The organism is Vibrio aestuarianus (assembly GCF_012395185.1).
In the GTDB taxonomy this organism is placed as follows: domain Bacteria; phylum Pseudomonadota; class Gammaproteobacteria; order Enterobacterales; family Vibrionaceae; genus Vibrio; species Vibrio aestuarianus.
In genome coordinates this window covers 133,784-145,592 of sequence record NZ_JAAZTU010000003.1, presented here as the reverse complement: position 1 = coordinate 145,592, position 11,809 = coordinate 133,784, and the positions used below count along the sequence as shown (strand labels likewise).

The 11,809-nt window shown below is 40.1% G+C and carries 10 protein-coding genes and 1 pseudogene; 4 read left to right on the top strand and 7 right to left on the bottom strand.

Going from position 1 to position 11,809, the window contains the following annotated elements; all coding sequences use genetic code 11:
* Positions 1-90: 90 nt before the first annotated feature.
* A complete protein-coding gene (gene ald, locus HGG78_RS02310; protein ID WP_053310113.1) occupies positions 91-1,215 on the top strand; it encodes an alanine dehydrogenase in 1,125 nt (374 codons plus the stop codon).
* Between the two features lie 74 nt (positions 1,216-1,289).
* On the opposite strand, the gene HGG78_RS02305 is transcribed toward ald, so the two are convergent.
* Positions 1,290-2,489, bottom strand: coding sequence for a methyltransferase (locus HGG78_RS02305; protein ID WP_172531963.1), 1,200 nt, complete (start codon positions 2,487-2,489; stop codon positions 1,290-1,292).
* A 91-nt stretch (positions 2,490-2,580) separates the two neighbouring features.
* Positions 2,581-3,555 (bottom strand): HTH-type transcriptional regulator CysB, encoded by a 975-nt coding sequence (cysB, locus tag HGG78_RS02300; protein WP_053310115.1) that lies wholly within the window; start codon positions 3,553-3,555, stop codon positions 2,581-2,583.
* A 300-nt stretch (positions 3,556-3,855) separates the two neighbouring features.
* Between cysB and HGG78_RS02295 the strand changes: the two genes are divergently transcribed.
* Entirely contained in the window at positions 3,856-4,620 is a 765-nt protein-coding gene (locus HGG78_RS02295; protein ID WP_053310116.1) for a hypothetical protein, read from the top strand.
* Between the two features lie 66 nt (positions 4,621-4,686).
* Positions 4,687-4,836: pseudogene (gene miaE, locus HGG78_RS02290) on the top strand (tRNA isopentenyl-2-thiomethyl-A-37 hydroxylase MiaE); the annotation flags it as partial.
* Between the two features lie 149 nt (positions 4,837-4,985).
* On the opposite strand, the gene HGG78_RS02285 reads toward miaE (HGG78_RS02290), so the two are convergent.
* Genes HGG78_RS02285 through HGG78_RS02275 form a run of 3 tightly spaced genes read right to left on the bottom strand, consistent with a single transcriptional unit; the run spans position 4,986 to position 8,445 of the window.
* Positions 4,986-6,806, bottom strand: coding sequence for a DUF3732 domain-containing protein (locus HGG78_RS02285; RefSeq protein WP_172531961.1), 1,821 nt, complete (start codon positions 6,804-6,806; stop codon positions 4,986-4,988).
* Positions 6,803-7,246, bottom strand: coding sequence for a three component ABC system middle component (locus tag HGG78_RS02280; protein ID WP_172531960.1), 444 nt, complete (start codon positions 7,244-7,246; stop codon positions 6,803-6,805). The genes HGG78_RS02285 and HGG78_RS02280 overlap by 4 nt, the downstream gene beginning before the upstream one ends.
* A complete protein-coding gene (locus HGG78_RS02275) occupies positions 7,243-8,445 on the bottom strand; it encodes an ABC-three component system protein (RefSeq protein WP_172531959.1) in 1,203 nt (400 codons plus the stop codon). The genes HGG78_RS02280 and HGG78_RS02275 overlap by 4 nt, the downstream gene beginning before the upstream one ends.
* A gap of 256 nt (positions 8,446-8,701) precedes the next feature.
* On the opposite strand from HGG78_RS02275, the gene miaE (HGG78_RS02270) reads away from it, so the two are divergent.
* The gene (gene miaE, locus HGG78_RS02270; RefSeq protein ID WP_172531958.1) at positions 8,702-9,469 is read left to right on the top strand and encodes a tRNA isopentenyl-2-thiomethyl-A-37 hydroxylase MiaE; all 768 of its coding nucleotides are present in this window, start codon (positions 8,702-8,704) and stop codon (positions 9,467-9,469) included.
* Between the two features lie 364 nt (positions 9,470-9,833).
* Here the strand turns inward: miaE (HGG78_RS02270) and pyrF are convergent, their stop codons facing one another.
* Both pyrF and lapB read right to left on the bottom strand, forming a co-directional pair.
* A complete protein-coding gene (gene pyrF / locus HGG78_RS02265; RefSeq protein ID WP_168780398.1) occupies positions 9,834-10,538 on the bottom strand; it encodes an orotidine-5'-phosphate decarboxylase in 705 nt (234 codons plus the stop codon).
* Between the two features lie 86 nt (positions 10,539-10,624).
* Positions 10,625-11,794 carry a lipopolysaccharide assembly protein LapB gene (gene lapB, locus HGG78_RS02260; protein WP_053310120.1) on the bottom strand — a complete coding sequence of 390 codons (1,170 nt, stop codon included), beginning with the start codon at positions 11,792-11,794 and terminating at the stop codon, positions 10,625-10,627.
* Positions 11,795-11,809 lie beyond the last annotated feature (15 nt).

Below are 11,809 nucleotides of genomic sequence, written 5' to 3'. Positions count from 1 at the left end.
ATTTTACACATTCACATCTATACTAGTCATAAATTCGCAACAACAACCCCAAATGCAGTTATAACAACCAAAAATATCTAAGGAGTTAGGATGATCATTGGAGTCCCTAAAGAAATCAAGAACCACGAATATCGTGTGGGTATGATTCCCGCGAGCGTGCGCGAACTTATCTCACACGGCCACCAAGTCTTTATTGAAACAAATGCCGGTTCCGGCATCGGCTTTTCAGACGATGATTACATCGCTGTAGGCGCATCCATTCTTCCTACTGCTTCTGACGTTTTTGAGAAAGCAGAAATGATAGTTAAGGTTAAAGAACCTCAGGCTGTTGAGCGTGCTATGCTCCGTGAAGGCCAAATTTTATTTACCTATTTACATCTAGCTCCAGATTTTCCACAAACTGAAGAGCTAATCAAGAGCAAAGCTGTCTGCATAGCCTATGAGACTGTAACAGATAATATGGGTCGCTTACCACTATTAGCACCAATGTCTGAAGTTGCGGGTCGCATGTCTATTCAAGCAGGTGCACAATGCTTGGAGAAATCACACGGTGGCAGTGGATTACTGATGGGCGGTGTACCAGGCGTAGCACCTGCTAAAGTGGTCGTTATCGGTGGTGGGGTTGTTGGCGCAAATGCTGCGCGTATGGCGGTTGGCCTACGTGCGGATGTCACCATTCTCGATCGTAGTGTCGATACATTACGCAAACTTGACGAAGAATTCCAAGGCCGTGCAAAAGTCGTTTATTCTACAAAAGATGCTATTGAGCAACATGTTCTAGAAGCTGACTTAGTTATCGGTGCTGTTCTTATTCCGGGGGCAGCGGCACCTAAGCTTGTCACCAAAGATCTTATTTCTCGCATGAAACCTGGCTCTGCGGTCGTCGATGTCGCCATTGACCAAGGTGGTTGTTTCGAAACTTCTCATGCAACAACACACGCTGACCCAACTTATATCGTTGACGACGTTGTGCACTATTGTGTTGCCAATATGCCAGGTGCCGTTGCACGCACATCAACATTTGCTTTAAATAACGCTACTCTGCCTTACATTGTAAAACTGGCGAATAAAGGTTATCAACGAGCATTGCTTGATGACAAAGGCTTCCTCGAAGGACTCAATGTTATCCATGGTAAAGTAACGTGCCAAGAAGTTGCCGAGAGTTTCTCTCTTGAGTATGTTGCACCTGAAGAAGCTATTGCAATGTTCAACTGATCGCGAGCTCTTATAGTTGCGTTCCGCTGAAATGGATAGAAAGTCAGGCTAATCACCTGGCTTTCTTTTAGCTGCTACCGCTTGAAAGCGTGGACCAGTATATTTCTAGGGGTGATTTCCCGTTCACAAAACTGCTCAATCGTTACTTTGTAACCATTCTCTTGCAAATAAATGGCTTTATCCAACACTAGCCATAGCTCAATGATGCGACGAAAGGCTTGCTGTACAAGACTCAGTCTTTCCATCTGCCAGAATCTATCCGTTCCCTTTTCTTCATAGTGTTTTAAATCCACATCGGCAGGAAACTCAATACTCTTTTGCGTGCAAGCCCATTGGCAAAAATTGCGAAATCCATCGGCTAACTGAGATTTTTTGATGCTCGGTACAGGACAATAATTTTGATAGCCTAACTCTAGTCGCAAAAATAGATCAAAGCCTAAACGATACGTCATTTCCTGCTGACGGTGTCGTCGCACTCTCTCCCCCCCTGTTACAGTTTCTTGTAGGGGAATACGTAATTCACTTTGACTTAGTGCTAATGATGACGCTTGCCCCTCACTCGACATCGCTTGGTAGAGGGCCGCTTGAATTAGGTGGTAACAACAAGGTGAGAATGAAATAGCGGGTAGTTTTTTCGCTACTGAATACTCTAAAAGCCGAACGTGGAGGTCACCGCAAGCATGCAATGCTACAGCGTGTTGTGCTGGGTGAAATGCACACAGTGCCTCTGGCTGGAAGGCATCTCCTTGTATAAACTGCATCGGCAGAGCAAATGCATCCGCAATGGTTTGTCCAGCCTCACATAATGGCATTTGATACTCAAAGCTTGTCACTTTTTGTTTTGATTGAGCTGCCAGTATTCTTCCTAAAAAACCTTTACCTGAACACCATTCCAACCATTCCGTACCTTGGTGCTGATACAATAAAGCTGCACTCATCGAACGAATTTGCTGTAATTTTCGGCCCGGAATTCCTGTTTCAAGATGGGAATCGCGAATAAGTCGATGACTACGACGGGCTGGTCGAAGTTGTAACGAAGCGTGAACTTGCTCTAACCCTTCAATGAACTCAGATAAATGAATAACCAGTTCATTTGGCGACAATTTCAACGCTTCAATTTGTGAAAAGCTCAGAGAGCTTAACCACTGACCTAAAGGTTCATTGAATGAATGCCATGGCGAACCGGGCACAATACTCTGATGAAAAGGCTCAAATCGCCAAAAGTGTTGATTTTCGATTAAGAAAGAATCGATCTGTTTAAATAATGTACGCATTCATCCCCCTAGAGTTGCTAATTTTAGGGGGAGAGTCATTAATTAGAAAGCGTTTCTCATTGAAAAGAGAAATCTCGAGCAAACGAACTATTTAACGAACCGGCAATTCAATATCTTTAAACATCTCTTCTATCTCTATATTCGATTTCAAAGAGATGGCTCGCTCGACGACTGGCCGGGTGAGATGAGGTGCAAAACGTTCCATAAAATCAAACATATAAGAGCGCAAGAATGTACCGCGTCGGAATCCAATGCTCGTTGTGCTGGCACCGAAAAGATGACTGGCATCAATGGCCACTAGGTCACTGTCACTTGCTTTATCAATGGCCATACTTGCGATAACACCAACGCCAATTCCCATGCGAACATAAGTTTTGATTACATCGGCATCCGTTGCGGTAAAAACCACTTTGGGAGTTAACCCTACACGGTTAAATGCCGTATCTAGCTCTGAGCGCCCGGTAAAGCCAAATACATAAGTGACTAGTGGATAGGCTGCCAAGTCTTCAATTGAAATGCGCTCTTTTTTGGCTAAAGCATGATCTTTAGGTACAACAATAGATCGATTCCAATGGTAACAAGGCAACATGACGGCGTCTTGATATAAGTGCAAAGCTTCTGTCGCAATAGCAAAGTTGGCAGTACCTTTGGCAACCGCTTCAGACATCTGACTTGGTGTCCCTTGGTGCATGTGTAGTGAAACTTTAGGATAGCGAGCAGTAAAGCCTTTGATGACATCTGGTAGAGCATAACGTGCTTGAGTGTGGGTAGTGGAGATATTCAGCGTGCCCATTTCTGGGTGGGTATGTTCACCAGCAACGGCTTTAATGCTCTCGACACGCGAAAGGATTTCCTGGGAGATTCGAATAATTTCTTCTCCAGCCCCAGTTACCTGAGTAAGGTGCTTACCGCTACGTTCAAATATTTGAATGCCTAACTCATCTTCAAGCAAACGTACCTGTTTACTAATACCCGGCTGAGAGGTATACAGACTTTCCGCAGTTGCTGAAACATTCAGGTTATGATTAACCACTTCAACAATGTATTTTAACTGCTGTAACTTCATTATTGGCCCCGCAATCCCTTATCAAAGATCCAGATCATACAATCATAGTTTATAATAATTAGTTATAACGCTTAACACTCTCAATTCAAAGCCTGTAGGGTCAATACTTAACTAAAAAAGAGAGCATTTTGTGCAGTTGACTAAATTTTTGCCAAGCAACGCCCAATCTCACAAATAAAAAGCAGTTTTGACGTTTTAAAACAGGAATAATGAAAATAGTCGTTTTGAAGGTGTAGTGATAACTGAGGATCGTGTATCCTTAAATATCAACCGCTGAATTCTAAGAAAGATACGGATTTTATGAATATAGGTTTAATCATTGCTCTAGTTGCCGTTTTACTGGTATTGGTCCTTGGCTACAACATCATGCTCCAGTACAAAGTAAAGGTCGAGTCAGCAAAAAAGCAGGAATCGACTCGCTACATTGCGATTATTGATGCCACTGAAGATCTTATCGGGAACGCTCACCACATGCCTTTTAGTAAGGATTTATTGGTTTGCCTCAATAACCGCATTCTTGATGCTCTGCTTAATATGCATGAACTGGATCCCAAGAATAAACAATTAGTGCAACGAATTGAAAACATGAAAACACAGGTCAAAAACTTGCAAGAGAATCACCCGGGGGGAGACAGTACAACGTTCAAAGTTCCAACCAGTGATAAGCAAGCCCTGATGATGTTGAAGTTGGTTAAACGCCTTAGAGATACGGTGCGCAGTGAACACAATAAAGGACGCTTTGAAACTCAGGCTTATGTCACTGAAAATGCACGTCTAGAAACTATACAAGTTCGCATCAATATTGAAAATGTACTTAAACGAGCTAATGATTCAATCATGCGTGGGCAGCCAGGAACAGCAATACAATTATTGCGTAAAGGTTTGGATGTACTGAGTACCAAAAATGACGCTTACTCTAATCAAGCAAGAGAAAAATTGCAGTCAATGTATGATGATTTAGAGAAACGCCGCCAAACTAAAAGTGCCGCAGACCTTCAAGTCATGGAAGACAAAGAGAGAAATAGTGATATGGATGCTCTCTTTGGCGAAAAGAAAAAGTGGTAATATACCACTTCGATTTAATTCTAATTTTGAAGGTCGCGAACGCGGCCTTTTTTACACAGTAACGACATGATAAACAAAACAACAATCCAATCCCTATTAGAGCCTATACACCAATTTTTGCAATGTGAAACCCCCGATGAATGGGTAGAAGAGGCTCGTAAACCTAGCAATTTGAAAATCATTCTTCTCGATCATTTACTCTGTGAGCTGAAGGCATAGGTGTGCAATTAACTCTTGCTAATACAGTAAAACGGTAAAAAGCATTAGCTTCTCGATAATCAATACATCGAATTCAGTTTCGCTACCACCATAAAAAAAACGGTAAGCAGATAATACTGCCTACCGTCTGTAATAAGCTCAGATACCTAGTTAATCAACCCATAATCATCGACCAACTCACGATCAACAAGTTTAAAGTTTGAAAGCTCTAGATTGAGCCAATGAGCTTCAGGGATGTGTTCCATCAAAATGACTTGAATACCTCCCTTATCTTTCATTGTTTCTACATACATATCAATTTCTTTCAATGCTAAATCTAGACTGGCGATATCATCAGAGTTCTCCAACGTATAAGGAGTACTTACCTGATCAAAAACTAAGAAATGTGCAAGCCAAGGAACTGAATTCTCTCTCGCTACTTTATGCAATGCCATGAAGTAAGACAAATGCAAGTACAAGTAATTGGATGCACTGCCAATATCAATCATCTTCTCGACCGCTTCCCCTTCATTAAGAACCAGATTGATAGCACGTTCTTTCTCTAAAAACACAGCTTGGCTGTTCTCATATCCTTTTAGTTTCAGTCGGCTTAAATGCAGGTTTATGTACCTATTGAGCTTACCCATAACAAATTCACGTTTAGACTCGATATCTTGAACATAACCACTAAGATCTTCAATTTTCTTGTCAATTTCGGAAAGCTTCTCTTTGTAATCAGTTGGAATCGAGCGTTCAGAGAAAAGCTCGACTTTCACAGAGAGCTTCCCCTGATATCTATATATATCTTTAGGCGAAGATAAAACCTTGCTAGTAGCCTTAAGCTTACTTATCTTTACCTTTAGTTCGTCCAACTCTTTCTTCAATACCTTTGCTTTGGCATTTACATCAACATATAGAGGTGACTTTTTCCTTGTTTCCCAACTGTGTTTCACTCCAGATAGCTGCTCTTCTAACGCAAGCAAAAGATCGCTTGTGTGAGTTCCCGGGAGTGTCTCACTATACCTATCAAGAATGTAATCAATCGGAAGGATAGAATCGCCACTCTCCTTTAAAAGGGATTGGTACTTGCTAAAATCTTCATTGAATCGCTTAAACTGCTGTAGTTTCCGATTTAGCTCTAACTGTTTAGATTCAAGATCTTTGAGTTTGATACCCGCCTCACTAAATTGTTCTATGTTCGATTCGGCTATCGACTTTAAACTGCTTAAAGTTTCTTTCATATCTTCATTAGGTTTTTCGAGAAGCCCAAGAGAAATTGCTTCTTCTTCTAATTGCTCTACATCTTCCTGAAAATGAAGCTGCTTTTTCTGCATCACTTCCGAGCGTTGCTCTAAGCTTGAGCGATTCCGTTTGAGCTTCTCAAGACGTTCAGTGATAATTGCACCTTCACTATCCACAACGCCTAACGCCATACGAAATGTTCGCTCTATACGTTCGATAGTTTTTAGATCTCCAGGTCTATTATATAAATAGTCAGGTGCAACTAGTGCATTTTGATCTTGATAGCAATAGCTCAAAAAATTACGAAAAGATACTTTAGAACCAGCCTTTACGGTCCTACCACCATAGGGAACTTTCAGCTCACCATCCAAGCCAAAAGACTTATCTAGCACTTTCTTTAGCGTATCAACTTTCATATTGTTATAAGGAAGTTTTGGTATTTGGCCTTGATCTGAAAAATAAGCTTCCTTTGTCTCACCTGCATGGTAGGCAGGTCTCGCAATAGTTATATCACCGTCACTTGTTTGCAATTTCAGTCCATACCACGAGGACTTATCATCAATATTATGCTTGGATATACCGTCCGCCTTCGAGGAAAGCAAACAGTAGTCAATAATATGGAGAATTGAAGACTTACCCTTGCCTGACTCACCAGTAATTACGTTAACTGAATTAGTTGATAACTCAAGGTTACGGAGATTACCATTTTTCTGCCAGATTAATATATTTTTTATTTGAATAGTCATATTTTCAATCTTAATAAAGAGTATAATTCTTCAGGTTCTGAATTTAGAAATGTTGACAAATTTTCCGATGCCAAAGCAATATCATCAAGCTTCTTACCTAAATAGTTATCCGAACTAATCGTGTCGTTTGTGGATGTCAGGATGCCATCTTCAATAGAGAACAAACCAAGCTCTATCCCCATCGAAATAGCATTTGTAGTAATTATTAGATAATCAGTAAACTTTTCATTAAACCCAATAAAGTAATCACTTTTCGAAGTTACTAATTCTTGAGCAGATAGAACCGATGTTCCTTTTCGTTTTAGATAGTTTCTTATTTTCTTATCAAAAGCCAAAGGTATTATTAAGTAGGCATTGGCTACATTTAACGAGCCAAGATAAGATAGCACTGACTGTATAGCTAACAACCCAATAGCTTCATTATTTAACACCCTATTCATTTAGTGCCACCGTAGACTTTTTTCCAATCCTTTCGCCAACCAATCCAACGCAAATCAGATAACTCCATACCTTTTCCAATAACCATCGGTTGCGCTAAGATGGAGTTAGACACAACCAAATTTGTATCTTCCAAGTTATATAAACAGTTTCTAGCAAGAGTCATGTGATCTTGCTCATTACTAATATCTTTACCGTTATAATTCCGTTTATGTAGAGTTCTCCAAGATGAATATAACTCTTCATTTACCGCCTCATCTTCTGTCGTACTGAACTCTCCTTCAGAAATCATTTTCTGAATAAACATAGATGTAGCTGCATATTCCATTGCATATTCAACAATATCATCACCATCTATATTTATATCTTCTAACTGCTTAGCAAATACGCCATCTTTAGGATTGATATTATTTATATTTTTAAAGCCATGATAACTCGAAAAATCAACTTTCCTGTCTTGAGATAGTTTAATAACTCGGTCAAACTGAAACTCCTTCCTAAATGTATCAAAGTCAATATTCAGTTTATTACCACCCTTAATTAATTCATATTTCTTTTTCCTATAGACACCAATCAACTGATAGACGACATCTAACGACTTACTATTGTCAATTGAGAAGTATTCAATCTTTCTTCTCAGTCTTTCGAAAATATCTGTCAAAGAGAATATGAAGACGATTTTGCTAAACAGTCTCTCTTTTTGTTCTGAGGTCAAACTATCAACATAATCAACATATTTTTTAACGGGGTTCTCTGCTGCGCCTTCATCCTTAGCAGATTCTTTTTTATCTATATCACCCTTGATTGAAGAGATTGTTTCTTCGATATCAGTTAAATTGATGGTAGTTTGATCTAACTGCTCAACAAGACCTTTTCTTATTGTTTTCTTCTTGTTTGTGAAAAAGATAAGTTGAATATCATCATCTGAAATACATTCGAGAGCCTTGCTCCAGTTGTAAAGAGTTTTCCAAAGGTCTAAGTCTCTATTTGTTACAGCTTCAGTCTCATCAACAGAGTGCTTAACTTGAATTAAGGCTTTACCGCCGTGAATTCTCTCATGATGAACATCATCTAAAACTTCAAGACCAACACTTTCTCCTTGTTTCATATCAATGAGATATTCAAGGCACACAAGATCTTGGTAGTCGAAACCCAACTGGCTTTTATCAGCAGCTACCTGTTCAAAAAAATCATCTGACATCAAAGCCTCAACAACGTCTATTCATAGGATTGAGTATATCTATCGCACTCTCTGTGCAAAAACCGAACACACAGACCATACTACTGTAGATTCATATTAACTATAAAAATATCTACGAAACCTGAGGATTATCAATAAAATACTGACTATTGATGGAGAGGTACAAACAACAGAAGTGTTTCTAACTTTAATACAAACACCTAAACAAAGTTAACATGGTATAGTTGATACATCTGATTTTGGGACCTATCAATAGATGTACGACAAAAAATTATTAGAACCAATCAATTACTTCCTAAAATGCTCAACACCTGACTCTTGGATTGAAGAAGCTCGTAAGCCAGAAAACCTATCCGTGATTTTACGAGATCATTTACTATGCGAGTTAAAAGCTTCACAGAGTGCGGTTTTCCTGCTTAAACGCTATGTCTTAACTGATGAAGGTAAAGAGCAAATTACGCAATTGGTTGAGCCATATGAAAACTTTGCTTACAAAGGTATTGGCAGCCTTGAAACGCTAAAAGGTAAAAGCAACATTTCTAAATTAATCAAGCCCAAAGATGGCTGTGCCTACGGGCAGGATATGATTGATAAGATGGTTCTACTGATTAGAGAAGAGCTACACCACTTCTACCAAGTGTTGGAGATCATTGAAGAACAAGGCTTAGAATACCGCCCAATTACGGCAAGTCGTTACGCTAAGGGGATGATTAAGCATATCCGAACTTTTGAGCCAGCAGCTCTTATCGACAAGCTGATTATTGGTGCGTTCATTGAAGCTCGTTCTTGTGAACGATTTGCCAAGCTTGCACCGTTCCTTGATGAGCCAATTCAAAAGTTCTATATCTCATTGCTACGCTCAGAAGCACGGCACTACCAAGACTACTTGGAACTAGCAGAACAGATTGCTGGTGAAGATATTTCAGAACGTATTGAACACTTCGCTAATGTTGAAGCTGAATTAATTACCTCTGACGATTCAGAATTCCGCTTCCATTCTGGCGTACCCAAACTGGTTGCGTAGCATAAAAAACAACAAAACAGGTAGCAATATGCACGGTGACTCTTCTAAAGGCCGAGTCGTGCATATTGCTTTTTTCTCAAAGTTTGACCTTTCAAAAAATCCACGTATCCAATTGTTTTAATTGAATAATTAAGACTGTCAACGGTTAATTTTGGTCTATTTTCTATCTATTTTTCGAGAGTTTCAATATTCCCAAGATTTGTGTGAGCTGAAGGTGTCCCGCTTCAAACTGATTAAGCGCATAATAATAAGCCCTACCGAAGTAGGGCTATCACTGATAAAATTTTCACTTTGAATCTTCATTAACTAAAGTCGCGGTAATTTACGCCAGCAGTCAATTTAGCGGCGGTTTATCCCTTTATTATCATCCGCGCGGAAGAAGACTTTCATTTATCGCTTTTAAAACAGCATCAGGCTGCACAGACTGCGTGATTGGGCGACCAATAACTAAGTAGTCAGATCCCGCTTTGATAGCCTCATATGGTGTCATGATGCGTTTTTGATCGCCTACTTCAGCCCCTACAGGACGGATCCCAGGAGTAATTAGCTTGAAATCATGACCAAAGCTACCTTTAAGCACTGTGGCTTCTTGCGCAGAGCAAACCACACCATCTAGGCCTGAGTTTTTGGTAAGACTTGCAAGTCGCATGACGTGTTCTTGTGGAGTCGTATCAATGCCAATACCACGCAGATCGCTCTGCTCCATGCTCGTTAAGACCGTCACCGCAATCAACAATGGCTTATCGTTACCATAAGGTTCTAGAATTTCACGCGAAGCTGTCATCATTCTCTCTCCACCACTTGCATGAACATTGACCATCCATACACCAAGTTCGGCGGCTGCTCTTACGGCTTTAGAGCATGTATTAGGAATATCATGAAACTTAAGGTCTAAAAATACTGAAAAACCACGCTTATGAAGTTCGCGCACAAAATCTGGACCAAACAGTGTAAACATCTCCTTACCTACTTTTAGTCGGCAAGAATTAGGGTCGATTTTATCGACAAATGCTAAAGCTTCATCTTGTCTATCATAGTCCAACGCGACAATCACTTTCTGGTCTTTCATTATTACTCCTAACAGTATTGAACCTAAAAAAAAGCAGCTTATTAGCTGCAAATTCTTTTTCGAGTTAACGGATTAACTCTGATGAATCATTCTCCATCTAGCCCACGAATGGGTTTGATTGACCCCCAATTTTTACAAGAAGGACAGTGCCAATATAAAGAATGGGTAGAGAAACCACATTTTCTACACCGATAATGGGGCTTCACTTTAAGCTGCTCTCCCACCAGTTTCTGCAATGTAGACAAACTATCTTTAGCTCTTCCCTCTTCAGCATCGGCTAGATGATAATCAATTAAACGATAAAAGCCTTTCATCGTTGGATTTTTTACGAGTTGCCTAGTTAGCAAGTCTTGAGCTGCACCAACGCCTTCATGTTGTGCAACTAACTGTGCAAGCATCAACTCAGCCGATACACCCGCTTCTTTTTCTATACATTCTCTTAAGAACTCGACCAAGTGCTGTTCTTGGCCAATGTGGTGGTAACAGTCTGCTAGAGTAGGAAGGATTTCACCTATAAAATCAATATCTTGCTCTAAAACCATCTGCATGTATTTAATCGTATGCTGATAATCTTCACGCTCAAGGTATAACTTCCCTAAAGAGATGGTAGCACGCACACATTTAGGGTCTTCGCTTAATGCCTTCTTAAAATTCTGAATCGCCTTGCTATCGTTACCATCTGCTTTTTCTTGCATAGCGAGTTCACACCAAAAATGAGCAATCACACTACGCATTCTCTTGCGGCCTAATTTCACCAAATCATAGGCGTAATCAATGGCTTTATGCCATTCGCGGGTTTGTTGATAAATAGCGACGAGTTGCTGTAATGCACCTTCACGGTGTTCAGGTTCATCCACTAACTGCTCAAAAATTCTCTCAGCGCGATCAAGGAAGCCAGACACCATATAGTCTTTTGCCAACTGTTGCAGAGCGAGATTTTTTTGGTCAATGGTTAAACTCGAACGAGATATCAGATTTTGGTGAATACGAATAGCACGATCGACCTCTCCTCTTGAACGAAATAGGTTGCCTAACGCCAAGTGAGTATCAATGGTTTCATTATCGACCTGAAGCAGTTCAATGAAGTGATCAACCGCTTTATCTGATTGATCAGAAAGCAGTAAATTAAGCCCCGTAACATATTGACGGGATATTTGGTGAGAATGCTTCTGCTTGTCTTGCTGGGCACTACGATTGCCCATATACCATCCGTAAGCGGCTGCTATTGGCAATAACAAGAAGAGAATTTCTAACATTAAGTCAGCCTTTAT

Excerpts from the sequence above, each read along its gene's own strand:
- HGG78_RS02305 (WP_172531963.1), bottom strand. The coding sequence starts at position 2,489 with ATGCGTACATTATTTAAACAGATCGATTCTTTCTTAATCGAAAATCAA.
- cysB (WP_053310115.1), bottom strand. The coding sequence starts at position 3,555 with ATGAAGTTACAGCAGTTAAAATACATTGTTGAAGTGGTTAATCATAAC.
- HGG78_RS02285 (WP_172531961.1), bottom strand. The coding sequence starts at position 6,806 with ATGACTATTCAAATAAAAAATATATTAATCTGGCAGAAAAATGGTAAT.
- miaE (WP_172531958.1), top strand. The coding sequence starts at position 8,702 with ATGTACGACAAAAAATTATTAGAACCAATCAATTACTTCCTAAAATGC.
- HGG78_RS02280 (WP_172531960.1), bottom strand. The coding sequence starts at position 7,246 with ATGAATAGGGTGTTAAATAATGAAGCTATTGGGTTGTTAGCTATACAG.
- pyrF (WP_168780398.1), bottom strand. The coding sequence starts at position 10,538 with ATGAAAGACCAGAAAGTGATTGTCGCGTTGGACTATGATAGACAAGAT.
- HGG78_RS02275 (WP_172531959.1), bottom strand. The coding sequence starts at position 8,445 with ATGTCAGATGATTTTTTTGAACAGGTAGCTGCTGATAAAAGCCAGTTG.
- lapB (WP_053310120.1), bottom strand. The coding sequence starts at position 11,794 with ATGTTAGAAATTCTCTTCTTGTTATTGCCAATAGCAGCCGCTTACGGA.
- ald (WP_053310113.1), top strand. The coding sequence starts at position 91 with ATGATCATTGGAGTCCCTAAAGAAATCAAGAACCACGAATATCGTGTG.
- HGG78_RS02295 (WP_053310116.1), top strand. The coding sequence starts at position 3,856 with ATGAATATAGGTTTAATCATTGCTCTAGTTGCCGTTTTACTGGTATTG.